The organism is Streptomyces sp. NPDC088810, from assembly GCF_044750305.1.
GTDB lineage: Bacteria > Actinomycetota > Actinomycetes > Streptomycetales > Streptomycetaceae > Streptomyces.
This window is the reverse complement of sequence record NZ_JBIVJQ010000017.1, coordinates 1-25652: the sequence shown is the minus strand read 5'-3', so window position 1 is coordinate 25652 and position 25652 is coordinate 1. Positions and strand designations below refer to the sequence as shown.

Below are 25652 nucleotides of genomic sequence, written 5' to 3'. Positions count from 1 at the left end.
CCTCGCCCGGAGGGAGGGAGGAAGTGGTCGGGAAGACCCGTTCAGCTGCCGCTGGGCACGACCTTCAGCACCTTGCCCTGGGGATTCGCTCGCAGATAGCCGCCCTCGCCGTACTTGTCACTGAGGTACACGGACATCCCGGCGGGCGTGCCGAAGACCTTGTCCGGTGGGTTCAGCAGCAGGTAGCGGGAGGTGGCGTGGTCGACCTTCAGCCTCTTCTCGCTCTCGCGTAGCAGCGCGGGCACCGCGTCCCAGTCGAACCCGTCCAGGGTGACGGGTGTCTCGTTGCGGGGCAGCGTGGAGCTGATGATGCCCTTCTGCACACCCTGCCCGGCACGGTACGTGTAGGTGTCGTACTTGGTGGCGCTGCCCTGCACCATCAATTCGGCGTCGATGTACTGCGGGTACACCGTGAGACCGCCGAACCGGTCCCGGCCGGTCTCCTTTTTGAACGCCTGCACGGCGGTGCGGATACCGGCCGGAGTCAGCAGATCCCCCGTGCCGGTCCCCGCGTCCCCGGCGGGTGACACGGAGGAAGCCGGACCGCTCGGCGACGCTGTCCTGGCCTGCGCACCGGTGGAGGCCGGGGGCCTGGACGTCCCGGGCGCCCCGGACACTCCGGAGCCCCCGGACGCCTGGGTACGGCCGTCGGGCCAGAGCGTCCAAATGAGCGTGCCCGCGAGTGCGGCCACCGCGACGGGCAGCCCTGCCAGCGTCCAGCGCCGGCGGCGGCCGCGGCGCACAAGCACGGTGGTGGACGAGGGACGGGCGTCCTGCGGCTTCAGCGGCGCCGTGCGCTCGGGCCGGGCGTCGTACGGTCCTGGAGGCATCGCTGGCGGCGGTCCGAAGCCGGGCGCCGCCGTGGTCGCCGGGGCGGGAGCCGATACGGCGGGCGGGGGCCGCAGGGAGGAGACGGCGAGTGTGCGGGGCTCCTGGGCCGCGGCTTCCAGCATCCGGTCCAGTTCCCCTGCACCGGGGCGTGCCGCGGCGTCGCGGACGAGGACCCGGACCAGGACGTCGCCCAGCGCACCGGCCCGTACCGGCGGCGGAACCTGCTCGCTGAGCACGGCCGCGAGCGTGGCCAGCGTGGTGCCCCTGCGCAGCGGGTGACGGCCCTCCACGGCGGTGTAGAGCATCATCGCCAGCGACCACAGGTCCGAGGCGGGGCCTCCTTCGTGCCCTGCGACGCGTTCCGGTGCCATGTAGTCGGGGGTGCCGATGACCGACCCGGTTGCGGTGAGCGTGGTCGCCTCGCGGATCGCCGCGATACCGAAGTCGGTGAGCACCGGACGGCCGTCCGGGCGCAGCAGGACGTTGGCCGGTTTCACGTCGCGGTGCTGGATGCCCGCCTCGTGCGCCGCGCGCAGCGCGGCCAGCACCTCGCGGCCGAGCAGCGCCGCCTCCCGCGGCTCCATGGGCCCGCGGGCGAGGCGATCGGCCAGGGAGCCACCGGTGACCAGCTCCATGACGATCCAGGGATAGGTTCCCGGGCCGCCGTCCACGATGTGGTGGATCGTCACCACGTTGGGGTGGTCGACCCGGGCCAGGGCGCGCGCCTCTCGCAGGACCCGTTCCCGCAGCATCCGGGCGGCTTCCGGGTCGTACTCGGCGAGGTCCGGATCCGGTGGCCGGACCTCCTTGACGGCCACGCTCCGGTGCAGGACGAGGTCCTGTGCCGTCCAGACCATGCCCATACCGCCACCGCCGAGCCGTTCCCGCAGCTCGAACCGCCCGTCGACAACCCGTCTGCCGCTGCTGCCGTCGCCCGCATCGCTCATGCGCGGGAGCATAGTTGCCGCCGCTGACGACCGTGGTGACAGCCCCCGGCACGTGGCCGCCGGAGTGATCAGAACCATTGGACGAAGTACGGTTCGCTCAGGACCGCGTTCAAAGATGCCGTACCGGCCGCGGCCTCGCGGGTCTCGTGCATGATCAGCAGGCCGTTGACCACCATGAGCGTCGCGGTCAGGCAGTGGACACCGAGCGCGGTGGCCACGGAACCGTGGTGGGCCAGGACGGTGGCCATGTCGCCGTACGCGGCCAGGGCCTCCACCAGCAGCACCCAGCCCAGCGCCCGGCGGTGGCCGGTGACCAGCAGGATGCCCAGGACCAAGGCCAGGACGACGTCGCGGATACCCTTGATGATCAGGAAGCCGTCGCCGTCGCCGGAAGGCCAACTCGGCAAGCCGAAGTCAGGCGCCGTCGCCTCCGGGCTCAGAATGAACTCCGTCCCGAACCAGAGGATGAAGAGCACGAAGGCGGCGACCAGTACGGTATTGATCCTCTTCAGCGACATGGTTCTTCTCCTTGCGAGGCTTCGTCAGCGTGGTGGGCTCGGGGAACCTGCAAATTTCGGTGGCCGGCCGCATCGAGGATGGGGATCGTGCGCCATCGGCTCGGCGTCGGCCTGCGGGGACGGCAATCCGAAGGCCTCTCAGCCGGCTTCGGCATCAGGCGAGGGCGGAGACGAGCAGGGTGAAGGCGGCGATGATGACGGTGACGCGGACGTAGTGCCAGCGCTGCCAGCGGTTCAGCTGCTCCTTCCAGTCCGCGGGCCGGTTCTCGGGGGTCCAGGTCCTGTTGCGGTTGTTGATCGGGACGAGCAGCAGCATCGACATGACCACGCTGATGATCAGCAGTACGGCGGCGGTGACGACGAGTTTGGCGCCGTCGTGGTGCCATCCGGCGATGGCCCAGATCGCGCTGAGGGCGAGTGAGCCGATGTACCAGAAAGGCATCAGGGCGCCGAGCATCCGGCCACCGTGGGCGTGGCCGAGCTGGCCGCTGTCCTCGGGAAGCGCGTCCAGGATCCGGTTCATGATGAAGGCGACGGAGAACTCCACCCCCACCATCAGGCCGACGACGACGATGGTGACGACCTCGAGCACGTTGAGCATGACAACCCCTCCGAGAACTAGCGTTGCTAGCTTACGAGGCAACGCTAGACCTGCTGCCGCTCGCTTGTCTAGCGGTGCTAGCATGGATTTATGTCCGTACAGGAACGCAAGCAGCGCGAACGGGCGGAACGCGAGCGCCTCATCGTGGCGACCGCCCGCGAACTCGCCGAACAGCAAGGGTGGGACGCAGTCACCACCCGCCGCCTCGCCGAGCGCATCGAATACAGCCAGCCCGTCCTCTACAGCCACTTCCGCGGCAAGCGCGAGATCATCGGCGCCGTCGCCCTCCAAGGGGCCGTCGAACTGGCCACGGCGGTGCGGACCGCGACCTCCGCCGCGGACGGCGCGCGCGCCCGCGTCGCCGCCCTGGCCCGCGCCTACCTCGACTTCGCCGCCCGCAACCCGGCGGTCTACGACGCCTTGTTCCAGCTGGACGGCGGCCTGCCGTACGCGCAGGAGGACACCCCCGAGCCTCTGAAGGACGCCTTCGCCGCCCTGCTGGAGACCCTCGACGAGGTCGCCGGCGACGGCGTCGACCCGGGGCTGTTCACCGAAGTGTTCTGGGCGGCCCTGCACGGCCTTGCGACCCTGACCCGCGCGGGCCGCCTGCTGCCCGAGGACGCCGAGCCGAGGGTGGAGCTACTGGTGGACCGGCTCGCCGTCGTCTGACACACCGTTCCGGGCGAAGGTCCCGTCTGCCGCGTCGGCGCACCCGCAGTGACGCCGCCGGCCGTCATTCGGTGTGCAGGACGCGGGCGATGGTCTGCCGGGCCGCCGCACGCGCCGGCAGCGGAGGCGGAGCTGACGATGGTGTTCCTGGTCGGATAGAGCCTCGGGTCGGCGGCTTGCACGGCCTTCGTGTAGGTGTTGAAGTCGGCACCGTGAGTGAGGTGCACCCAGCTGTCACCGTCGACCAGTCCGCGCGCATCCGGTCCGTCACGCGCTCCTGGCGGCTGTTCGCCGCGGTCAGGGTGAAGGAGTCGCCGAGCCGTAGCCCCTGTCTGGCGAGGAATCCGCCGGAGGCCACCACTTCGCGGGGTCCGCTGATCCAGCGGCCCCGCGCCAGGCTGTCGGGGACAGCAGCTGTCCGCCGCGCATCCCTTGGACCGCCACCCCTTCGTTCCGGCCGAAGATCCCCACGTTGACGAAGCCCACGCGGCCACGTCTGCGACGTCCGGATGAGCGAGGGCGGGCGATGCCCTGGACGTTCCTGCTCCTGGGTCGCCAGGGCGACCGCGTAGGCGATCACCGCGGCCCACAGCTCCTCGACGAGGTAGTCCCGGCCGTCCTCGTCCGGGTCCTGCTCCAACTCTTCGGCCAGCTGCGTGCGGAACCGCTCCCGCGGCCAGACCCGGGCCGATGCGACGATCGTGTTGGTCTGCGGCTGGGCGGCTGGGCGGTTACTGGTCGGGGTGGACGGCTTGGACGCCGGTGCCGGCGTATGCCTTGGGGGTCAGGGTGAGCAGGTACCGGCCGGTGGGGTGGGCGGGGGAGGGGCGGGCGGCGTGGATGGCGTGGACGGCGGCCCAGGAGTGGCCGAACCGCAGCAGTTCGGTGGCGGTGACCGCGGCGTCGGTGTCGAACGCCTCGATGCGGATGAACCGCAGCCCCTTGATGTAGCCGAGCAGCCCGGGCCGTTCGGCGTCGCCGGCCGTCAGCGACAGCACCGGCCCCAAGTGCCATCGGCGGCCCACTTTCGCAGCCGGTTGTGGGCGCCTTTCCTCGACCCGAAGTGCTCGGGCAGGTCCATCCACGGCGTGCCGGTGCCCCTGTCTACCGCTTGCCGGTCACAGACGGGCAGCATCGAATGCCGGGACTGAGGCGGCAGTGGAAGGAAACTGCCGACTACACGGTCCATCACGCAGGTGCGGAGCACGCCGGGATGCCGTTGGTTCCGCAGCCGTTCGCTCGCCGCGGGATCCGCGCGCGGACGGTGCCGCGACGAGAGCGACATCGCGAGTTGCGACGCCGGGTGGAGGAGAGGCAGGCGGACGGACCCCACCAGGAGCGTGCCGTCACCGCCGGCACGCGGCGGGTGCGCGACCGCGAGGCCCGCGAGGCGGTCCTGCTGCGCAGTGAAGGCCTTCGCCGGCCGGCGGGTCCCCGAACTGCTGCCGACGCCCCCGCCCTCGGTCCGGCTCATCACCCTGAGCAGCTACGACACCGAGACCGGTGCTCTGGAGATGCTGGAGCCCACCCCTGAGCAGGGGCGGCGCCGTCTGTATGAAGACCGTCCGCGTAGGATCACCGCTTGAGGGGCGGTGGCATGACCATGAGGAATTACCGGTGGTGCGTGGCGATCACGGCGGCACTGCTGCTGACCGGCTGTGGCGGTGGCGCGGAGAGCGACAGTGGGAACGGCAAGGCGGTGGCGCTCACCCAGGAACAAGTACGGGAGACGTTGCCGGATGGCGTGGCCATGCCAGGTTGGAAGGAGTCCGCTCGGCCCACGGCAGTTGAGATGGACAAGCTCTACCGTTCGCAGGCCTGCCCCATCAAGGACAACGCGGGCTGCGAGAACGCCCGCTTCTACGGCGCCTCGACCTTCCGGCACGACGACAACGCCGCCACCGTCACCTTCCTGATCATCGCCTACGACAGCGAACGGGCTGCCCGGGAGGCGTACGACGTCCTCTGGGACGGCTACTACGGCAAGAGGGCGGGACAGAGGGCCAAGACGTTCGGCATCGGCCCGATCGGTGACGAACGCGACGCTCGATTCGGTTCCTCCGGCTTCCGCGGCGAGCCCGGCGCCGTGACCCAGACCCGGGTCGGCACGACGCTGCTGTGGACCGAGGCGGCTTCTGCGGACAAGGACCACATCGACGAGGAGGGGGTCCGGGACCTAGCCACGGTGCTCGCCAAGCGGGCCCGACAGGCCCAGAACGGGGACGCACCTTCCGCCGCGCTCGACGGCTGACCAGAGACCACGTCGCGACCACCACACCCGCGCCAACGGCGCGCCCCCAATCGTGCGGCGGACTGCTCGGGTCCGAGAAGGGTGTGCCTCCCACGAATATGTAGGACCACGGGGATTACAGGGCGGCCATCAGGTAGGCGATGTCCAGCACATTGCGTACCTCGGCGTCCTCGCTCCATGTGGTCAGCAGGCCCGTGAGGGCCGCCTTGCTCAAACCGGTCAGGGGGCGCTGCAACCGGTCAGGGGGCGCTGCAGCACGGCTCCGGGATGGTCTAAGTCGTGCACCAGGGTGTGCCGGCCAACGGTGTGCCGGCGGTGTCCGGCGGCGAGGCCCAGCTGTCCGCCATAGGCGACGTACCGGCCATCCGCCGAGGACAGGACGAAGTCGAGGTGTTCCGCGACCGCGCGGAGCGGCACCGGGGGCGGGATGGGCCGCAGGGTGTGCGGGTCGTGGAAGCGGAGCCGGTGCTTGCGGCGGTCGGTGCCGCCGACGGCGCCCCAGGCCGGTACGGCGAACAGGTTCCTCAGCGCGGGTCCTCGATGGGCGGCCGTCACGTACGGCCGGTGGCCGTGCAGGTCCCAGACCAGCAGGCCGCCCGCGTCTCCCGAGGTGAGAAGCCGGTCGGGTCCGCAGAACACCATGTCGCGGACGCCCCCGAAGTCTTCGGGGACGGTGGCGACGCCCAAGGCCCTTTCCAACTGCTGGTCGACCGTGACCAGCCGGTGCCTGTCGGAGATGACCAGCCGGTCCCCGGCGGGGTTGACGGCCAGCAGATCACCATGGGCGAGTCCCCACTGCGCGAGGTCCGTCTGGCGCAGGTCATCCACGCTCGTCGCGACGAGCGCGGCCGGCGCCAGCCGCAGACCGGCCACAAAACCGGACGCGGTGGCGGCGAGCCTTGCTCCGCTTACCGCGGCGCCGGAGGCCAGTACCCGAGTATGTGGCCCGTCGAACCGGACGAGCTCGAACCCGGTGAGGGGCGCGTCCCGCCGACGTGTCCCGACCGCCTGGCCCGCGCCGAGGCAGGCGATCGATGCCAGCGCTGCCTTGCCCTCGGCCAGCGTGGTCTGTCGACCGCTTTCCAGGTCAAGGGTTCGCACGACCTCGCTCATGTCCGCCTCGATCGTGACCACCAGGAGGGCCGAGCGACCGTGCCCAAAGTCGGCGTAGTCCCGGTTGTGGACGGTGAGTTCTTCGGGCACCCGTATCGTCGCGGACTCGGCCAGCCGCTCGACCAGCCGGGCCGCCCGGCGGGGGGTGATGTCCCGGAGCATCTCCAGCACTTCGAGTTCGGCCTCCGCCGGCGGGCGCCACTGGCGCAGGGGGATGCGCCTTGCCAGCTCGGCGGCGTCCACGAGCGGGACCGAGCGGACCAGCTGCCAGTACCCGGACCAGTCCCCGGCGCGCGCCAGCCGCCGGCCCGTCTCGGCCGACCGCTGCGTTGGGGGCAGGCGGCCGGGCACGGGTGTCGGGTCCCACCCGTCCACGGACACTGGGACGGCGGGCCGGTCCACCGTGTTCGGGAGCGAGGCCTTCGGGGAGCTCCGGTCGGCTTCCGGGTCCGGCGGCTGGCCGGCCGCCTGCAGGGCGTCGTTCTGGCGACGCAGTGCGCCCCGCAGGCGTCGTTCGTAGCGGTCGGGGGCCCGGGCGGCCAGGTTCCGGAAGACGGTGACGCACTCCGCTCCGGCCGTGACGGCCTGCGCCGCGCGGCCCGCTAAGACGAGGGCGTCGCGCAGCAGTCCGAGCGCGGTCGCCAGTCCTTCCTCCTGGGCGTCCGGATCGGCACGGGCCAGCCAGCGGTAGATCTCGACGCTCTCCTGCGCCGCGGCGACTGCCTCGTGCGGTCGGCCGGCGCCGGCGAGTTCGTGCACCAGGTTGATCAGTGCGACGCCGAGGTAGGCCCGGTGGGGTCCTGGATCGCCGGCCGCCAGCTCCCGCCACAGGGCGACCGCTTCCCCGGTGGCCCCGGCGCCCTCTTCCGCGCCCCCCGTACCGGTGCCGCGCAGGGTGAGTGTCGACGCGTTCGTCAGGGCGATCGCGAGACCGGCTCTGGCCCGCGGGTCGGTCCGCATGCGGTCGCGGTAGCGAGCGATCGCCTCCTGGCTGGCCCGGTACGCCTCTTCCCAGCGGTGGGCGGATTCCAGCTGCAGGGCGTGGTTGTCCAGGGCGGCGGCCACGTCGAGGCCGTACTGCTCAGGGGCGGCATCCGCGAGACGTCGGAAGACGGCCACGACCCGCTGCTGCACCGCGAGCGCCTCGTCATTGCAGCCGAGGTCGGAGAGGTGGTGGGCATAGTTGGTCAGAGACCGGGCGACGTCCACCTGGTAGGAGTCCGGGTCAGCGGCAGCAAGATCTTCGAAGATGCCCACGGCCTGCCGTACCGCCTCGGCAGCCTCCTCGTCACGGCCCAGCGACTGGAGGTCGCTGCCGTGATTGACAAGAATGCGGGCCTGCGCGGCGCGGTCCTCGCCGGCCAGCGCGAGCCGATGCTCCAACAGCCGTACGCGAAGCAGGGCCCGGCCGGTGACCAGGTCGTCAGGCACCGGGTCGGGGATCTGGGCCACGACCGTCAGCAGCAACTCCGGTGCGGTATCAGGGAGCTGGGCCTGCGCCACGATGAAGGCGTTGCCGGCGGCCACTGCGCGGGCGGGGTCGGCGTCCAGCAGTGGGTAGAGCAGGTCCCGCCTGACGTGCGGCCACCGGGCCGCCGCGGCGGCGAGCGTGGTGAGTGCCCGGGTGGGCCGCCGGACCCGGCGCACCGCCTCGGTAGCCGTGCCAAAGGCCCAGCGCTGCGGGGGGTAGTCGGCGGTGTGGCCCGGCAAGGTGAGGGCGAGGAAGTCTTCGGCCAGGCGGTCCGGGTAAACGGGTCGTACAGCGCCCCCGCGGTCGTGTGGTCCATGACGACCGCAACCCCCGCCATTACGGCCGCCCACGGACCGTGCGCGGCGTCGCCCAGACGCTCCAGCAGAGCCGGGCCTTCGCCTCGCATCCGGGCTCGGCGCGCTGCCGAGGACGGAGGCGAGCTCGGCGCGAGCCAGCTCGGCACGCTCGGCGAGATCAGGCATGTGAGGTGTCGCCGAAGCAGGCCTCACCGAGAACCGGCTGCTCCCTCGCCCAGATCGACCGGTGGATCGCTGAAGAGGAACGCCGGGAGGCCGAACGCCGCCAGGGTGAGCAGCGACGCCCTCCGGATTCCGACTGGGCTGATCCAGTACGGCCTCAACAAGACGAAGTGGACGCCGTGTACACCGGTGACTGCTGGGCCGCCAAGAAGAGCGGCCGGTGCAAGCCGGTCACCCGTTAGCAGGCCATCGACGCGCTCCGCCGCCAGGCGGCGCCCTGCGTGCACTGCCACTGGAAGCGAAGCTGAACTAGCGGACGGCCGGCCACGGGGTCACAGGCAGCGGCTGGGGCTCCGGCCGACGTCGGCAGGCGGAAGGCGACGCCCCCGACAGGCCCCGGCTGAGGAAGTGGCATGGGGCCCAGCCTCAACTCGCCGGGCCCCCCAGGGCCAGGCATGACGCCTGGCGCATCGGCACGGCCAGCCTACGGCCCCTCGCCGCGACCATTGACGGCGGTTCCGCGCGACCTTGTAGGTGTCGCCACGACCGTTGACCACGGCCATGTCGAGTCCATGGAAGCGGATGTCGAGGATCTCGTCCGATCAGACCCACCAAGATCCAGACGTACACCCTGGTCCGCGAGGGCGACGGCCGCTGGCGCATTGCAGCCTGTTACAACACCATGCGCAAGCCGCTACTGGTGTCGATCCGTTCAGGTTCGCCCGGCCCTGGCACCTGCCGCCAAGCTCCGGAAGTGACGCGGCGACCGTTCGGCTGCGCACCGGGAATGGGCAGCGGGGCCGGACGGGGTGATCCTGTCCGGCCCCGCTGTCGTTGCGTCGGGGTGCCGACGTGGTGCAGACATGGTGCAAACGTGGCGCCGTACCACGGGATGCCGGTCCAGTGAATTCACGGATTCACCGGTGGTGCCATGGGAGACCTATTTGCGTTTCGTGCGCCCTATCACGGCTGCGACCGCGAGGACGGCTATGATGACGATCACCAGAACTGTGATCGGCGTTCCGGACGGCCATCCCTTGTATGCCATGGTCACGTGGTTCATTTCACCTCACGAGGTGGCTCGATCGTAGATTTCCTGGGTCGCATTTCCCGCTGCCGTCCCACCGAACGCGCAAACAGGGGCCGCGGTACCGCCGGTAAGGTACAGGCAACCTGCCGTGAAGGCCTTGTCCGCGGCGAAGGAGAGCGCCGTGCCGGCCGCCTCCTTCCACTGGCCCTGGGAGACCTGACTGGCCATCTGTCCGATGCTGATGACGTCGGACGCGAAGCCGACCTTCTTGGACGCGGACTCCGCGAAACTCATGAAGGAGGTTCCGGTGGGGTCGATGCGGTTGACGGGGTCGCCGCCGGCGTAGAGGTAGGGGTTCTGTTCCTGGCCGGAGGGGTCGGGCTGGGTGAAGCGGCCGATGTTGGCGTCGTAGTAGCGGGCCTGGAGGTGGTAGAGCGCGGTGGGGTCCTGGTAGTTGCCGGCGAAACGATAGGGCTGGGCGACCGGTTCGGACGACTGGGCCAGGATGCGGACACCTCGGGGGCTGTAGGTGTAGCTGTCGGCCTTGTTGCCGTCGATGTCCGCGAGACCGATCACCGAGCCGAGTGCATCGGTGAGGTAGTAGTAGATCTTGCCTCCGGTCGTCATGGAATTCAGGGTGCCCCCGGGTTCCCGGTTGAAGCCCATGTCCGCGCCGGCCGTCGTCTTGGCGGACAGGCCGAGCGGGCCGTTGTGGAAGTAGGTGTCACCGAGCCTGATCCGCTCGCTCTGGTCGGTTGAACCGTACTGTCCCGCGTAGGTCTTGCCTTCGACGGTGATGGACGACATCTGGGAGTGGTCGGTCCACTGCTCGCCGGTGCGCAAGTAGTCGTCGGTGGAGGCGCCGGCGGTCTCGTTGCCGATCTGGTCGTAGGACCAGGCGCCGCTGGTGCTGGACTTGGCGGTCAGTTCCTGGGCGTCGTTGTAGGTGTAGGTGGTGCCACGCGGGCACCCGGGGTCGGTGCCCTGGGAGGTGAGGTTGCCGGCGAGGTCGTAGCAGTACTGCCAGGAGTCGGTGATGTTGCCGGCCTTCTCCTCCTTGGCGTAGGAGAAGCGGCCGGCGCCGTCGTAGGAGTACGTGCGCTTGAGCCCGCTCACGTTGTCCGTGCTGGTGCGGATCTTGTTGCCGTCACTCTCGCCGTTGGAGCCGTAGTTGTAGGTGTAGTCCAGGTTGACCAGGGTGCCCTGGGCGGAGGTCACCTTGATGTTCTTTGGGCGGCTGGAGTTGTCGACGCCGACCTTCTGGACCGTCCCGCCGGGGTAGGTGGTCGTGGTGCGGACGTCGTTCTTGTCGTAGTCGTACGTCGTGACGTGGCCCTGTGGGTCCTTGAGCTCTTTGAGCTTGTTGACCTCGTTCCAGGAGTAGTCGATCTTGCCGGCCGGGTCCTGGTAGTAGTCCACGTTGCCGGCCGGGGTGTAGGCCAGCAGGGTCTGGGAGGTGTCCTGGAGCGTGCGGACGGTTTCCCGCTGGAGCGGGTCGAACTGGTACTTGACCGTTCCGGTGCCGTCCGAGCGCTGGACGAGGTTGCCGTCGCCGTCGTACCAGTACTCGACCTTCACCGTGTTCGGTGAGGTGACGGTGCGGATGCGGTCGAGGTTGTCGTACGTGTAGGTGATGGTCACGCCGCGGGCGTCGGTGGCGGACTTGGTGCGGCCCAGGTCGTCGTAGGTGTAAGTCGTCTTGTCCAGCGGCGCCGGGGGCGTGACCTTGTCCAGGTTGCCCTTGGCGTCGTAGTGGAAGTCGGTGGTGACCGTCTTCGAGGCGGTCATCTTCGTCTTCGCCTTGCAGCGCTGGCCCTCGAAGCCGCCGCAGGTGGGCGTTGCGGGGTTGTAGTCGTAGGAGACGTTGCCGCCGCCGGTACCCGTCTGTGCGACGGAGGTGGTGTTGCCCACCGTGTCGTACGTGAACTGGGTCTTCTCACCGTCAGGGTTGGTGGAGTCCGAGGGCACGTCTCCGCCGGCGACGGTCTGCCAGTGGTTGACCGTGGTGCCGCCCGTGGGTGCCGTCACGGTCTTCAGGTTGTTGCGGTCGTCGAACCCGTAGTCGGTGGCGTTGCCCGGGGTGGTGCCCGAGCCCATCGCGTCGGTGGCGCTGTCGATGTTGTGGTTGGCGTCGAACTTCGTCGAACGGTGGTGCTGCAGCGCGTCGGTCACGTCGGTGACCTGGCCGTCACCGTCGTGCTCGTACTTGGTGGCGTGCGTCTCCGGGTCGGTGGCGGTGGTGGTGCCGGCCGCGGTCGGGGAGTCGGCGCTGTAACCGTAGGTCCAGGTGGGGCCAGTGCTGCCGGAGGCGTTGAAGCCGGTGGCGCGGAGCATGGAGGTGACACGGTTGGTGTCGTCGTAGGTGAAGACCGTCACCCGGCCCTCGGCGGTGGTGATCTTGTTGATCCGGCCCGAGGTGTCGTAGCCGAACGCGACCGTCTTGCCCTCGGTGTCGGTCGTCGCCGACAGGTTGCCGGCCGGGTCCAGGTTGTAGACGGCGGTGCGGCCCGTGTGGTCCTTGGCCTGCCACTGCGACGGGTACGTCTTGTACAGGTCGATCCAGCGGCCGGAACGGGTGTCGGTGAGCTTGAAGCCCTTGTTCTCACCGTTCTCGTCGTGCTGGTCGACGGTGATCGTGCCGTGGTTGCGGTCGGTGACCTTGGTCAGGCAGCCGTTCGCGTTGTACGTCTCCTTGACGCCCGTCTTCCACTTCGTCAGCGTGTAGGTGCCGTCGGCGTTCTTCTTCAGGTCCTCCGAGTAGCCCTTCGGGGTGGTGAAGGAGCCGTCGCTGTTCTTCTTGAAGCGGACCGTCCCGCCCGAGGCGTCGTAGAAAATGACCTCGGTGGAGGATACGGACAGGTAGCGCTCGTACTGCTGCCACCAGCGCTGCGAAACCCTGCCCCACGGTGCGTCCAGCGAGTTGTAGGTCCGGGCCAGTCGCAGGCGCTGGCCCACGCCGGTGATGTCGAAGTCCGTCGCCGTCAGCATCAGGTTGCCGGTCGAGAAGTCGATCTTCGCCTTCAGCGCGTCCGTGATCGCGAAGCTCGTGTAACGGTGCCATGGCACATCACCCTGGCCCTCCGGGACCAGGTTCAGCACGGACGCGGCCGACGCCGGACCAGCTGGCTTGGACTTCTTGGCGGACACGCCGGAGTCCGGGTCCTTGGCGTGGGCTCGCTGCTCGCGCAGCCACGGCAGGTACACCTCGTCCGTCGGGTTCTTCGACGGCTGCGACTTCACCGGACGGTTGGCGCCGACCTTCACCGGCGGCATCGTGAAGTCGGGACTGTTTTTGCCCCAGGCCGAGACGGCCTTCGGCGCCGCGAGGGCGGGCTGGGCTGCGACGGGCAGAGCTGCCGCGGCCAGAGCCGCGGAGGCTGTGACTGCCAGCGCGGACAGACCTATCGATCTCTTGCGGGCATGCCGAGACGGCATGCCCGAAGCACGCGAGTGCATGAATGGATCCCCCATGAGAGGCCAAGAAACCCGGCTACCCCGTTGGTCACCGAGCCCACACAACCTGACACGGGATTCGCACAAGGTCGCGGACGTGCCCTCGAAATCACGCCTCATGCGAGCAGGAATCAGCCCGTCCGCATGAGATGGACGAAGGGTGTATGCAGTCAACTACCTAGTCGTAACGCCGCTTTTCCTTCCGACTGTCGGAACATGTTGATGATGCAACTGGCTGAAGACGATCGCTCTCCGTTCGGCGAGGCGGTCGCCGCGGTCTGCGCCCAGGCCTCCGGCGGGCTCGGGATCCGGCAGGTACGGAAAGAACCGGCGAACCGAAGTGCAGCGTGGATGGGTGGGACTCCGGCAGTGCGACGCGTGGCAAGTCCCGGTCCGACGACACTGGACCTGTGCTGTTTGGGCGACGGCAGCTGCATCACCGAGCGGACGTTGCTCCACCCTGCGCCCGCGTGCGGTCGATGACGACTCTGAGCGTCTCATCGGCCCCGCCTCTGTCTGGCCGGGACTCCCTGTGCTGTCAGGCGAGCCAGTAACGGTACAGGCGCAGGAGCCCTGCCACACGAGCGGCTACTGCCTCAGCATGGGGCGGCACGCTTTCGTCACTGATGCCACGGGTCAGATGCAGATGGAGGGACCGAAGCGTGGCGAAAGTATTGAATGCCCAGACCGGGTGGGCCCGGGCCCTTCACCGTTGTGCAGGGCCTCCTCCACCACAGTCAGCCAACCGGTGGCCTGCTGGTGCCTGCAGGATTAGCGTCAGCGCACGGGCAAGCCGTGCATCCTCCAACTGCACCTATGGTGGTCAGACTGTCGGGCCATCATCCTGCGCGCACACAGTTCGAGTAGTTCTTCGCGGCGGTTGGGCAGGACCCTCGCGAACGCGGCAGCAGCATCGGCACCGTGTGCGACGGCATGCAGCCAGCCCAGGGAATCGTCCCAGCCACGGGTGTCCTGCTCGGCCGGATACCAGGCCGAGAACGCGGCATACCAGCGCTCTGCCGCCGCCTGCGTCACAAAACTCGGAATGCTGTCAGCGCGTTTCAGGACCAGACAGAGAGTCAGCGGCCCAAAGCTCGTAGCCTGCACTTCCGGACGGGCGAAACGGCTCGCAGCGGTGTCTCCAAGCTGCCCAAGGACTTCATCGAGACGCCCCTCGGCAATCCAGCGAGCGGCTGTAGTGTAGGCGAGGCCATCACGGATCTCAGGGCCAGGCGAAACCAGCATCGCCAACAACTCGTCGGCGATCTGACGGGCCGGTGCGGCCTCGGGAAAGGGATAGCCGTCGGCAACCTTCGCCGACCAGTCGACGAAGTCAACACTCATCGCATCGAGTTTTCACACTACGGCGGAAGCCGGCAACGGGCGGCGCCGCCTGGACGAGAAGGCGGCGCGGGCCTGCCCGACCTGCAAGGGGGAGGGCCGGCTCATCCGAGGGGAGCACATCTACAGGGTCCGCATCCCGCGCGCATCAGGGACGGCCAGAAGGTCCCAATCCGCGAGCTCGGTGGTCCCGGCAAGCACGGCGGTGCGCCCTGGAAACCCGGCTGACGGGCCAGGTCCGGGGCGCTCTCGCGGCATCTGAAAGGAGCACGTGCGCGTGTCAGCCGTAGTAGGAGACCATGGCGGCCAGCAGGATTGCCGCTGAGGCGGTGAGCGCCGGGATACGGTGGCGGTTCCACGCTCCGAGGGCCAAGAGACCGGTCCAAAGCCCGCCTATAAGGGTGACGCCCCACCAGTCGCCGATGGTGTCCGCAGCAACGAGGGGAACGGGAGCCAGCAGGATCGTCGGCGGGACGATGACGGCGCGGGGCCGGATATCCAGCCGCTTGTAGACGACGGCCAGCACGATCGCGGAAGTCACGAGAAGGAGAGGCACGGCCGTCACGCCCCACCAGGTGATACAGACCATGTCATCCGACTGACAACTTAGGTCGTTGTGGTGGTCGATCCAGGAGTGGTAGCTCCGGGCACCGACGGCCAGAGCCGCCCCCGTGAGAACCGCGCCCAGCACGCGCGGCAGCACGGGGTGCGGTTCAGTGTTACGGGCAGTCATTCCTCCAGCCTTCCCGAATGCGGGCCGAGGGGCCTGAGTACGGATACTCAGGCCTTTCGGCTCGATCGCCTGGCCGGACGGGCCGGGCCCAGTCCTCGGTAGCGGCAGCGTCGCATGCCCTGTCCGTGGGGAACTCGTTGACCCCGCCCTCCACTCCGGAGCGGACCGTGTAGCGGGTCTTCCACTCGGGCGTCTGCTGCTCGGTGCGGACGCGGAGTTGTAGGGCGCGGAGTCCTCGTGGGGAAAGTCCACGGTGCGGTGCTTTCACGGGAAGCGGTGCACTGGGCGCGGGCCGGGCTGGCACTGACTCTTGGTCAACATCGAGCGCCTCAGCGGACTGCCGCCGACCAAGGAAGCACGCACGCCACGCCAGCCGACCGCCTTCCAGAACTACCTCGACCAGCGCGAGATACCCCGACCGAAGTCCTGGCGAACCCTGGGCAGCTGACCTCAGCAACTCCAAAAATCCCCGACAGAGTCAAGCTAGACGGCTGCCTTCTCGTCATAGGGGCATGAAGTCATGGGCCGAAGCTACCGGTCCTCGCAACGTCCCCGAGGTGCAGGACGGCCGAGTTTCACGGCACCGTAGCGTGCCACCGCCCTGGCCGCCTACGCTGCCCTCACGTGGGATCGCAGTAGTCGTTGTCTTACCGACCGCAAGGTCTTCCCGGTCGGTGGAGCAGGGGGGTGCATGGCGGCGAGTCGGAGGAAGCTGCAAAAGATCGCGGACCGAGAGAGCCAGGCGGCGATCCGGTACCTGCAACACGGCTACCCAGAGCGGGCCGTGGCGAGCAGCAGTAAGGCGCTGGAAGCAGTGCAGCAGTTGCGGGAAGCTGAGCCGGAGGATGTCGACCACACCCTGGCTCTGGCATCGGTGCTCTACAACCATGCGGCATTCCTTGCGGCGTCCGGTACTCCCGCTGAAGGGGTCCGGGCGGCACGTACCTCATTGGCCTTGTATGAGTCGCTGCTGCCGGACAGCTCTGCGGACGGTCTTGCGGCGCTGGTCCACAACTCCTCCCGGCGGGCGGCGTTGCGCCCGCAATGGCCGACATCCGTGGAGGTGGCCATGTGGGCTGCGGATGTGAAGGCGCGGTTGTGTCCCTTGCTGGCTGAGGCCGAGGGCCCGAGCGCGTGGGGGGAGATCAACCGGCTGGGCGGGGAGGCCGTCGCCCTCTACGAGCAGGTCGTCCGCGTTCTTCCGGAGCAGGCGGAGGGGCTGGAGCGGGTGGAGGAGCAGTATCGCCGTGCGCGGGACTTCCTCGGTGAGCCCGCCTGACCCGGATGGCGCCAACAGGTGCTTCACCGCCGTCGGACCCTCTGACATCAGGGTTGCCCCATTTCGTCGTCCTTGAGTGCGGCTGGGATCTACCGAGTACGGCCTCGGGACTGGTAAGCCCGCATGTTGAGGTGTCGGGTATCCGTCAGCGCAAACGTGTTCACGCCTGATGGCGTGACGGACAGTAATGTACGGGAGTCTCACCCTCCGCTGTTCAACCCCTTCGCCTAACAGCGGCTAACAGAATGACTTGAGTTGCCGGTGTGTGATCAGGCAGCAGGCGAGTTTGAGGAACGCATCGTGGATGTCTGTTCGTCGTTCCCAGCGCACGCGCAGTCGGCGGAAGCCGTGGAGCCAACCCTCCGGATCCCGAATGGCTGTAGGCACATCCGGTCAACTGATGAGCCCACCAAAGAGACACACTCTAGTACTGCAACGGTGTTTGCCGTGACTGCTGGCCAGCTCAGTCGTTGGTGTGGTCATGGGTGGGGACCTTGCCGATGTCAGGCTGTGGGCCGGTGAACTGGTCGCTCTGCATGACCGGTTCGTGCACCGGTTCAACCGGGAAGAGCCGCGCCAGTCGGCGCTCGCTTACATGCGAGGCCTGGTCGCACCGCTGGAGCGGAAGAACGGCTGGACGCTGGTGGAGGAAGCCGGGCACGAGGGTCCCGATCGCATCCACCGGTTGCTGAACCGGATCGAGTGGGACGCCGGTGAGGTCCTGGAGGACGTACGCGACTGCGTCGTGGAACGCCTCGGCGACCGAGACGCCGTGCTGATCGTGGACGACACCGGCTTCCTGAAGAAGGGCCTGCGGTCGGCCGGGGTGCAAAGGCAGTACTCCGGAACCGCCGGCCGGACCGAGAACTGCCAGATCGGTGTGTTCCTCGCCTACGCCACCGGCCGCGGCCGCACGCTGATCGACCGGCGGCTGTATCTGCCCACGTCGTGGACGGGCGACCGGAACGCTGTCGTCGGGCCGGCATCGGCGACGAGGTCGCCTTCGAGACGAAGGTGGCCATGGCCAAGGCGATGGTCCGCAAGGCCATCGCGGACCGGATCCCGTTCGCCTGGGTGACGGCGGATGCCGCCTACGGCTTCAGCAAGGGCTGGCGCTTCGAGCTCGAGCAGGCCGATGTCTTCCATGTCATGGCCACCACCGGGCACGACACCGTCGTCACCCGCTGGGTACTCGACCACCCCGTCCACGACCTGTTCCCTGGCCTGCCGCGGCAGAAGTGGAAGCGTCGTTCCTGCGGCGCAGGGGCACACGGTCGGCGGATCTACGACTGGGCCCGCGTCGAGGTCAGGCCCTGGCACCGCGAAGACCACCGGCACTGGGTCCTCGCACGCCGCAGCGTCAGCCGACCCGAGGAGATCTGCTACTACATCGCCTACTGCCCGGCCGACACCACACTGGACGAACTCATCCGCATCGCGGGCAGCCGCTGGGCTGTCGAGGAATGCTTCCAGACTGCCAAGCAGGAGTGCGGCCTGGACGACTACCAGGTCCGCCGCTATCCCGGCCGGCACCGCCACATGACCTTGGCGGTGGCCGCCCAGGCATGCCTCACCGTCCTGCGGGCCCGCCAGCTGGACACGGAGAAAGCAGAAACGGATCCTCCCAGCTCATCCACCTCAGCCTCGCCGAGATCCGACGGCTGATCACCCGCCTCACCGGCCGCCGTCCCACCCCCATCGGCCACGTCCTGCACTGGTCGACCCGGCGCCGCCGACGCCAACACCAAGCCCGCATCGGCCACTACAAACGACGCGGACACAGCCCCTGAAAACTGCCCAGCACTCAGCACAAACACCGTTGCAGTAGCGGACGGCCGGCCTGGGGGCCAGGCACTGGCCCCGGGCCTGAGGAAGTGGCATGGGGGCCAGCCACAGCAGTCCGTGCAGTGCGATCACGTCCCCTGGCATTGGCTTTCGGACGTGCACTCGATCTAGGCTGCGTCGGTTCATGCCGCCCGCGGTGGCCCATCGACGGAGAGGAAAGCCGATGACCCAGCAGGCCTCGGCCACCCACCCAGCTCCCGGGCGTCGCCCCGAGCTGGTCCCGGATTCAGATGTGGAGGCGGCCCGTATAGCGGCGGTACGCCGCTACGACATCCTCGACACTCCGCCCGACGGCGCGTTCGACCGGGTGGCGGCCATGGCCGCCCGTCTCTTCGATGTCCCCGTGGCCACGGTCACGATCGTGGACAGCGACCGCATCTGGTTCAAGGCCGCCCACGGTCTGGAGGGGGTCAAGGAGATCGGCCGCGACCCGGGCCTGTGCGGCTCGGCGATTCTGCGCGATGACGCGCTGGTCATTCCCGACACCCTTCGTGATCCCGTGGCGGCGGACAATCCGCTGGTCGCCGGAGAGATGGGGGTGCGCTTCTACGCCGCCGCACCGATCATCACCCCCGACGGCCACCGGCTGGGCACGGTCAACGTCCTGGACACCAAGCCGCGCTCCATCACCGAGGACGACACCGCCACACTGGCCGACCTCGCCGCGATCGTGCTGGACGAAATGGAGCTACGGCTGTCGGCGCTGCGCGCACTGCGCAACGAGCAGGAGCGGCGGGAGGCGGAAAGCCGTCACGCACAGACGGAGCGAGCGCGTGCCGAGGCGGAACGGGCGGCGCGGGAACAGGCGGAGAAGGACAAGGCCGCCATCGCGGCGTTCGCCTCCACCCTTCAGCGCACGCTGCTGCCCCCGGCACTGCCCGTGGTGCCCGGTCTGGAGCTGGCCTGCCACTACCGCACCGCCTCCGTCCACGATGTCGGCGGCGACTTCTACGACGTCTTCCCTGTCGATGGCGGCCGGTGGGCGTTCTTCCTTGGTGACGTGTGCGGCAAGGGCCCGGAGGCGGCGACCGTCACCGCCCTGGCCCGCCACACCCTGCGCGCCGCGGCCCAGATCGATCCGGGCCCGGTCAGTGTCCTGAGCACGCTCAACACCGTCCTGCTCACCGACGTCACTGCCGGAAGCCGTTTTTGCACCGTGCTCTTCGGCCTCCTGTCAGCACAGCAGGACGGCGGTTTCACCGTCACGGTGGCCACCGGTGGCCACCCGCCGGCCTACCATGTGCGCCCCGATGACAGCGGCGCGGTATGGGTCAAGGCGGTACGCCCGAAGGGCGGCATGCTCGTCGGTGCCTTCCCCCAGGCACCATTCGCCCAGGTCACCTTCTCCCTGGCCCGCGGGGAGAGCCTGTTCCTCTACACCGACGGGCTGACCGAGGCCCGCACCACCCAGGGCGCCATGCTCGGCGAGGACGGCCTGACCGGCTTTCTCCACCAGCGCACCGGGCCAGTGTCGGCCACCTCCCTGGTCGAAGACACCGTCACGCTGCTGGCCTCGATGCCCGATGGAGCCGGCGACGACGTAGCCCTGCTGGCCCTGTCCGTGCCCGGCCCCGAAACGGCCCCCGACACCGGCGTCGCCGCCACCGCCCACACCACCGCCGCACCCGAACACTTCGGCCAGGAGTGATGACCGACGTGACCCACACGCTGCACCTGACCGTTCAGCACCCCCACCCCGGCCTCGCGATCGCCACCGTTGTCGGGGATGTGGACGTGCAGACCGCGCCCACCCTGCGCTCCGAAGGTCTGGAGATCATCCGGCAAGGACACCCACGCCTGGCCCTGGACCTGGCACAGGTCGGCTTCTGCGACTCCGCCGGTCTGAGCGCGATCATCGGCATCTGGCACGCGGCCCAGGAAGCGGGCGGCTCACTCCGCCTCGCCGCCGTCCCCGACCGCCTGATGCGTATGCTCAGGATGACCGGTGTCGACTCGCTCCTGCCTGTCCATGCCACAGCCGCTGACGCGGTCGCCGCCGTGACCGACAGCCCGCCCGCCTCCGCAAAGAGGTAAGCGACTTCTGGTCTGCCAGATCAGAGGCTTGTGCGGCGATCCAGGCGGGGCAGCCAAAGGCAGTCTGGCTGCCTCCACGGCAGCGGTTTCGGGGGCGGACGGGTGCTGGCGGGCTGGCCGTGCAATCCTGCCGGGCGCGGCGTGACTTTGTTGTGACGGTAGTGTGAGTGGCTGTTGTTGTTCCGAACTTGAGGAGTGCTGGTCGAACGGGAGTCACCTGAACTCCCAACCCGACCGGTCCTCCCCCGCCGTCGTGGCCTCCGCGTCCATCACATCGAGCGGCAGCATGACCGCGCGCACCGGGTGGACGTCACGTCGCCGAGGTGCCAGGCCGCGCGGCGAGGCCAGAGCGCCCACAGGCACGACGCCTGGCGTACCGCCACCACCAGCGTCCTCGCAGCAGTGCGCAGCTTGTCACCCGAGCGGTGGGAGGCGAGGAGGTCCGCAATGGCCAACTGGCGGCGACTGTGAAAATCGCTGTCCGATCACCGGAGCACGGTGATAGACATCCGGCGTGGAAGAGAATCTTGAGTTCCCCGACCTGTTGCGACTGATCGATGAACGGTCAACCGCCTTCCGCGCCGTGGTCGCCGCCGCGCCCGGTCTCGACGCACAGGTGCCGACCTGCCCTGGGTGGACGCTGTTCGATCTGGTGAAGCACCTGGGCGGGGGAGACCGCTTCTGGGCCGCCATCGTCGGCGCGGGGCCCGCCGACGCGCCCCCGGCCGAGGCCGTCGCCGCGCGCGCCGCGCTGAAAGTGCCGCAGGAGCGTGAGGCCCTGCTGGCCTGGCTGGACGCGTCGACGCAGCTTCTGCTGGGCGCCCTGCGCGCGGCGGGACCGGAGAGCGGTTGCTGGACGTGGTGGCCCGCGTCGCAGTCACCGCAGACCGCCGGCGGCACCGCCCGGCACCGGGTCCAGGAGACCGCGGTGCACACCTACGACGCCCAGCTCGCCGGGGGCGCCCCGCAGCCGCTGCCGGTCGAGCTGGCACTCGACGGTGTGGAGGAGTTCCTGTTCACCGTCTGCGCAACGCCGAGTGCCTGGCCGCACAAGGCCACGGCCTTCGACTTCCACGCCGCCGAGGGCCGCTCCTGGCGCCTCACCGTCGACGGCGACGGCGCACGCACCACCCGCATCCCCGCGCCCACCGCCGCGACCGGCGAGGACTCGGACGCAGCCAGCGCCTCCGTCCACGGCACGGCCAGTGAGCTGGTCCTCTACCTGTACGACCGGATCCAGGTTGACTCCTTGCACGTTGACGGAGACGCAGGGCTGCTCGACCTGCTCCGCGCCTGGGAGCCGGAGGAGAAGTAGGACGTAGCGGGGGTGGTTGGCCGCGCCTCGAGCCGGTAGGACACGACTCTTCGCCAGGTTCGTCAGTCGCGACACCGGGCTCAAACCCGCGAGGCGGCCTCGGGGCGTCACCAAGCCGACCGTCTACCTGGAGGGCAGTGCGAATTTGTCCGTCCCAGCGATCACGAGAAGCGACGCGACTGCCGTCCGTCCCGATCTCGCGGGAGTGGGGTCCACTTCGGCCACTCTCGCGTGTGACTGTCTGGCTCACAGGTTCGGGAACGCCAGAGACCACGGGGCGCGCGAGCGTCGGTATCCCACCGACATGTCGGACGCCGAGCGGGCGGTGGTCCGGCCACTGCTGCCGGTGCCGGGCTGGCTGCGGGGCCGGGGCGGGCAACCGGAGACTTATTGCCACCGCGCGATGCTGGACGCGATCCGCTACCTGGTCGACAACGGCACGAAGTGGCGGGCCATGCCTGCCGACTTCCCACCGTGGGACCGGGTCTACGCGTTCTTCCGGCGCTGGCGCAACCACGATCTGGTCCGCGAGTTCCACGACCGGCTCCGCCGCCTGGTCCGCGAGCGGGCCGGGCGGGACTCGGAGCCGGGCGCGGGCGTGATCGACTCGCAGTCGGTCAAAGCGGACGCGGTCGTCGGCTCTGACAGCCGCGGCTTCGACGGCGGCAAGCTGATCAACGGGCGCAAGCGGCACGTCGTGGTCGACACCCTTGGCCTACTGTTTGCGGTGATGGTCACCGCAGCGGATGTGGGCGACCGCGCCGCGGCCCAGGTCCTGCTCACCCATGTCACTGCCGCGCACCACCTGCTGGCCCTGGTCTGGGCCGACGGCGGATACACCGGCAGCCTCGTCGAGTACTGCCTCGCGGCCCTCGCCCTGGTCCTCTCCATCGTCAAACGCAGCGACGACATGCGCGGCTTCGTCGTGCTGCCCAAGCGGTGGATCGTCGAGCGGTTCTTCGCCCACTTGATGCGAAGTCGCCGTCTCGGGCGCGACTTCGAGCGTTCCATCGCCAGCGCGGAGGCGATGGTCTACTGGTCGATGACGATGCTCATGACCCGCCGCGTTGCCCGGCCACGTCCTTCGCGAGCGTGAATCGGCCAGGTGCCGGCTCGATCAGCCAGCCGCGCGCCGTCAGCCGCTTGGCCTTCGAACGCAGTGCCTCCACCTTTCCCGGTACGGGGTCCAGGCCGAAGCAGGCGGCCATCTCCTGACATGTCAACGTTCCTTGACCGGGTCGGTTACGGTCGCTGAGGGCCTGCAGGATGCGCTGGTAGTCCACCGACAGCGCCGACCAAGCCAGCCCCGCGCGCCACACCGGCACCACTGTTTTCGGCTTCGCCGCCTCCGCCGGTTCGGGCCGCGCCGGTTGCACACCGGGAGCCGGCAGACCCTCGGAGGCAGCGGGTCCGCCGCGCTCGGGGAGCGGCATGAGCTGAACGACGCGCGGTCCCCACAGGCAACGGCCCCGGGGCAGCTGTGCCGCGGGCCTCCGCGGGCCCGGCCGCTCATCGCGCAGGCCGCTGTCCGGCTTCGATGTGTCCGCGCGTTGAAGGTGCCGGAGAGCTGCGACGCCGGCGTAGTGCTGTTTTCTGGTTCCGGTCCGCCGAGGGCTGGGTCCCGGTCGGCGGCGAGCAGTCACCGAGACCGTTTCCCCAACGGGGGCGTAGTCCTCAGCTATCGGCGGTGACCAGCCCCTGCGAAGCAACCTCAAGCCCCTAGGTCTTCGAGGCGCTCGAGGTCGTCGCGGACCGACTCGCGCTCTTTGTCGGTGAGCTGGATTGCGGTGGCTCGAGTGAGCGCGGACTTGGCGGTGTCCTCGTCACCGAGGCGCCCGGCGATATCCGCACGCAGCACGAAAAGCCGAAGCAACTGCACGGGCGTGGGTTGCTCGTCTTCTATGCGCAGCGCCCGATCGATGATCTTAGCGGCACCCGCAAGGTCCTCCTTCGAGTCAGCGAGCAGGGATGCGTAATGGAGGGCTCGGGCAAAGGGTTCCTTGGGTGCGGGTCGGTGGTGCTGGTCCTGGCTCGTCTGCTGTCCAATGCGGAGGCAGTTGCCGCCCGGATCAGTCACGAGGAACTGCCGCATGCCGTACGACGTGTCCTTCAGCGGCCCGATGCGCGGGAGCCCACGGGTCGGGATTCTCCCGTACGCCGCCTTGAGCCGGGCCCGGAAGACCTTGTGCAGCCCATCGACATCATCGGTATGGATGTAGCACGTGCTGTATGCCTCGGCGGGGTTGTACTGCTGTAACGCGAAGAAGTGGAGCTGAATGCCGCCACGCTCCACCACCGCGTACGGGTTGGGGCTCTTCTGCTGGAAGGTCACCTCGAACCCGAGGACGGTGTAGAAGTCGAGAACAGACTGGATGGTCCGGCAGGGCAGGATCGGGATGGTCGTCTCCATCCGGGCAGTCTAGTCAAACTTGAACAGTGACGAGGTTTGTTGCGGGATGGCCTCCGCCCGCCTTTACCGGCGAGCGCGTTCTTGCGGTGTGCTCGAGCCTTCCGCCCGTGCGTCGCGCACGGCCTGGCGGACGACGATGCGGGCCATCGTCGTGGACTGGATGATCGCGTTTCTGCGACGGTGCGGATGTCGTTGCAGAGCGGGCGCATGGGATCGCCAGCATGGCACTGCGTCCTGTGATGGTGGACATAAAGGCTCTTGATGCCTCGGCGGTCGGCCGGTTCTGGGCGGAGGCGCTTGGCTGGAGTGCTTACAGTCCTGGCGTGACCACCTACGTCGGACCCGCTGGCGGCCTCGTCTGGCCAGACCCGGTCGCCGTCGGTGTCGACGTCGTTCCCGTCACGGAAGCCAAAACAACGACAAAGAACCGTGTGCACCTCGACCTTGCCGCCACCTCTCCGGCCCATCAGGCGGAGTTGGTCGCGCGTCAGAAGGCTTTCGGTGCGAACGCCCGTTGACGTGGGCCAGGGCGACGTGCCGTGGACGGTCCTCGCCGACCCCGAGGGCAACGAGTTCTGCGTGCTGGAGCCCCGGGAGATCTACCGTAACGACGGGCCGATCGCGCGGGTTGCGGTCGATTGCACGGATCCATGGGCCATGGCCCGGTTCTGGGGTGAGGCGATTGACTGGACCCTGCACGAGGTGACCGACAACCGTGCGGTGTTGCGCTCCGCCAAGGGTGTCAGCTCATATCTCGAGTTTCTTCGCAACCGTCTGCGGCCCCGCTCGCGCCGGGGCAGCAACGGCTCCACGAAGGGCCATTCGGCATCGGACTGACCCAAGATCATTTGACGACCCTAGCCCGGCCTGCTGTACCGCGGGTGGCGACCTGATCAAGTGGGGTTGTGATGCTCTTCGCGGGGGAGGGGACAGCCCCGTTCTCGTAGGAAAGGAAGCGGGGCGGCGGTGGCTGCCACGCGAGCGGCGTCGGCGTGTGAACAGCGATTCGTGGGTGTGTGAGGTAGCAGCGAGGCTAGGGCCTGTCCGGCGGATCATTGCCGTCGGCAGGTGAGCCTGGGCAGTGATCCACCGGACGCGACGGGCAAGGGGGCGTCAGGCCATGGCGAACTTGGCGACGTACTCGTCGAAGGGCTCGATGCCGATTGCCGCACGGAGTTCGTCCATGCGCTCGGGCTCTTCACAGGGCCACGGAACCGGCGCCCCGTCCTTCACGCCTGCGATCTGAGTTCCGTAGACCTGCTTGCGTCCCTCATTGACCAGCGTGCGGTCGCGCAGGAAGGCCAGCTCGCGCGGGCTGGCCGAGCCTGCCGA

19 protein-coding genes and 3 pseudogenes are annotated in these 25652 nt (G+C 68.9%); 9 read left to right on the top strand and 13 right to left on the bottom strand.

Going from position 1 to position 25652, the window contains the following annotated elements; genetic code table 11:
* Positions 1–41: 41 nt before the first annotated feature.
* The 3 genes from ACIP4Y_RS36100 to ACIP4Y_RS36090 all read right to left on the bottom strand — a co-directional run bounded on the left by ACIP4Y_RS36100 (position 42) and on the right by ACIP4Y_RS36090 (position 2897).
* A complete protein-coding gene (locus ACIP4Y_RS36100) occupies positions 42–1778 on the bottom strand; it encodes a serine/threonine-protein kinase (RefSeq protein ID WP_401400687.1) in 1737 nt (578 codons plus the stop codon).
* A 68-nt stretch (positions 1779–1846) separates the two neighbouring features.
* On the bottom strand, positions 1847–2296 hold the full coding sequence (locus ACIP4Y_RS36095; RefSeq protein WP_401400685.1) for a DUF4267 domain-containing protein: 450 nt from the start codon (positions 2294–2296) through the stop codon (positions 1847–1849).
* Between the two features lie 154 nt (positions 2297–2450).
* Positions 2451–2897 (bottom strand): anthrone oxygenase family protein, encoded by a 447-nt coding sequence (locus ACIP4Y_RS36090; RefSeq protein ID WP_401400683.1) that lies wholly within the window; start codon positions 2895–2897, stop codon positions 2451–2453.
* A gap of 90 nt (positions 2898–2987) precedes the next feature.
* On the opposite strand from ACIP4Y_RS36090, the gene ACIP4Y_RS36085 reads away from it, so the two are divergent.
* Positions 2988–3566, top strand: a complete 579-nt coding sequence (locus tag ACIP4Y_RS36085) for a TetR/AcrR family transcriptional regulator (RefSeq protein WP_401400680.1) — start codon at positions 2988–2990, stop codon at positions 3564–3566.
* Positions 3567–4297: 731 nt separating this feature from the next.
* On the opposite strand, the gene ACIP4Y_RS36080 is transcribed toward ACIP4Y_RS36085, so the two are convergent.
* On the bottom strand, positions 4298–4564 hold the full coding sequence (locus ACIP4Y_RS36080) for a hypothetical protein (protein WP_401400678.1): 267 nt from the start codon (positions 4562–4564) through the stop codon (positions 4298–4300).
* Positions 4552–4647 (bottom strand): hypothetical protein, encoded by a 96-nt coding sequence (locus tag ACIP4Y_RS36075; RefSeq protein WP_401401026.1) that lies wholly within the window; start codon positions 4645–4647, stop codon positions 4552–4554. The genes ACIP4Y_RS36080 and ACIP4Y_RS36075 overlap by 13 nt, the downstream gene beginning before the upstream one ends.
* A gap of 516 nt (positions 4648–5163) precedes the next feature.
* Here ACIP4Y_RS36075 and ACIP4Y_RS36070 point away from each other — a divergent pair.
* A complete protein-coding gene (locus tag ACIP4Y_RS36070; RefSeq protein WP_401400676.1) occupies positions 5164–5817 on the top strand; it encodes a hypothetical protein in 654 nt (217 codons plus the stop codon).
* Positions 5818–6036: 219 nt separating this feature from the next.
* On the opposite strand, the gene ACIP4Y_RS36065 is transcribed toward ACIP4Y_RS36070, so the two are convergent.
* The 4 genes from ACIP4Y_RS36065 to ACIP4Y_RS36050 form a co-directional block, all read right to left on the bottom strand.
* Positions 6037–8640 (bottom strand): hypothetical protein, encoded by a 2604-nt coding sequence (locus tag ACIP4Y_RS36065; RefSeq protein WP_401400674.1) that lies wholly within the window; start codon positions 8638–8640, stop codon positions 6037–6039.
* 1309 nt (positions 8641–9949) lie between these two features.
* A complete protein-coding gene (locus tag ACIP4Y_RS36060; protein WP_401401023.1) occupies positions 9950–13183 on the bottom strand; it encodes an RHS repeat-associated core domain-containing protein in 3234 nt (1077 codons plus the stop codon).
* 957 nt (positions 13184–14140) lie between these two features.
* Positions 14141–14707, bottom strand: coding sequence for a DUF2785 domain-containing protein (locus ACIP4Y_RS36055; protein ID WP_401400672.1), 567 nt, complete (start codon positions 14705–14707; stop codon positions 14141–14143).
* Between the two features lie 277 nt (positions 14708–14984).
* Entirely contained in the window at positions 14985–15437 is a 453-nt protein-coding gene (locus ACIP4Y_RS36050) for a hypothetical protein (RefSeq protein ID WP_401400670.1), read from the bottom strand.
* A gap of 691 nt (positions 15438–16128) precedes the next feature.
* Between ACIP4Y_RS36050 and ACIP4Y_RS36045 the strand changes: the two genes are divergently transcribed.
* Entirely contained in the window at positions 16129–16716 is a 588-nt protein-coding gene (locus tag ACIP4Y_RS36045; protein ID WP_358648230.1) for a hypothetical protein, read from the top strand.
* A 237-nt stretch (positions 16717–16953) separates the two neighbouring features.
* On the opposite strand, the pseudogene ACIP4Y_RS36040 reads toward ACIP4Y_RS36045, so the two are convergent.
* Positions 16954–17073, bottom strand: a pseudogene (locus tag ACIP4Y_RS36040) (IS5/IS1182 family transposase); the annotation flags it as partial.
* A gap of 124 nt (positions 17074–17197) precedes the next feature.
* Here ACIP4Y_RS36040 and ACIP4Y_RS36035 point away from each other — a divergent pair.
* The 5 genes and pseudogenes from ACIP4Y_RS36035 to ACIP4Y_RS36015 all read left to right on the top strand — a co-directional run bounded on the left by ACIP4Y_RS36035 (position 17198) and on the right by ACIP4Y_RS36015 (position 23006).
* Positions 17198–18381 (top strand): annotated as a pseudogene (locus ACIP4Y_RS36035) (IS701 family transposase).
* A gap of 343 nt (positions 18382–18724) precedes the next feature.
* Entirely contained in the window at positions 18725–20209 is a 1485-nt protein-coding gene (locus ACIP4Y_RS36030; protein WP_401400667.1) for a PP2C family protein-serine/threonine phosphatase, read from the top strand.
* Positions 20209–20595, top strand: coding sequence for an STAS domain-containing protein (locus tag ACIP4Y_RS36025; RefSeq protein ID WP_358643104.1), 387 nt, complete (start codon positions 20209–20211; stop codon positions 20593–20595). The genes ACIP4Y_RS36030 and ACIP4Y_RS36025 overlap by 1 nt, the downstream gene beginning before the upstream one ends.
* Positions 20596–21109: 514 nt before the next feature.
* On the top strand, positions 21110–21910 hold the full coding sequence (locus ACIP4Y_RS36020) for a maleylpyruvate isomerase family mycothiol-dependent enzyme (protein ID WP_401400663.1): 801 nt from the start codon (positions 21110–21112) through the stop codon (positions 21908–21910).
* A gap of 304 nt (positions 21911–22214) precedes the next feature.
* A complete protein-coding gene (locus ACIP4Y_RS36015; protein ID WP_401400660.1) occupies positions 22215–23006 on the top strand; it encodes an IS5 family transposase in 792 nt (263 codons plus the stop codon).
* Here the strand turns inward: ACIP4Y_RS36015 and ACIP4Y_RS36010 are convergent.
* Both ACIP4Y_RS36010 and ACIP4Y_RS36005 read right to left on the bottom strand, forming a co-directional pair.
* On the bottom strand, positions 22963–23388 hold the full coding sequence (locus ACIP4Y_RS36010) for a hypothetical protein (protein ID WP_401401020.1): 426 nt from the start codon (positions 23386–23388) through the stop codon (positions 22963–22965). The two genes, ACIP4Y_RS36015 and ACIP4Y_RS36010, sit on opposite strands and share 44 nt — an antisense overlap.
* A gap of 233 nt (positions 23389–23621) precedes the next feature.
* On the bottom strand, positions 23622–24320 hold the full coding sequence (locus ACIP4Y_RS36005; RefSeq protein ID WP_401400657.1) for a bleomycin resistance protein: 699 nt from the start codon (positions 24318–24320) through the stop codon (positions 23622–23624).
* Positions 24321–24541: 221 nt separating this feature from the next.
* Here ACIP4Y_RS36005 and ACIP4Y_RS36000 point away from each other — a divergent pair.
* Positions 24542–25088 (top strand): annotated as a pseudogene (locus ACIP4Y_RS36000) (VOC family protein); the annotation flags it as partial.
* 345 nt (positions 25089–25433) lie between these two features.
* Here ACIP4Y_RS36000 and ACIP4Y_RS35995 read toward each other — a convergent pair.
* A partial coding sequence (locus tag ACIP4Y_RS35995; RefSeq protein ID WP_401400654.1) for a DUF6624 domain-containing protein occupies positions 25434–25652 on the bottom strand: 219 nt, incomplete at its 5' end.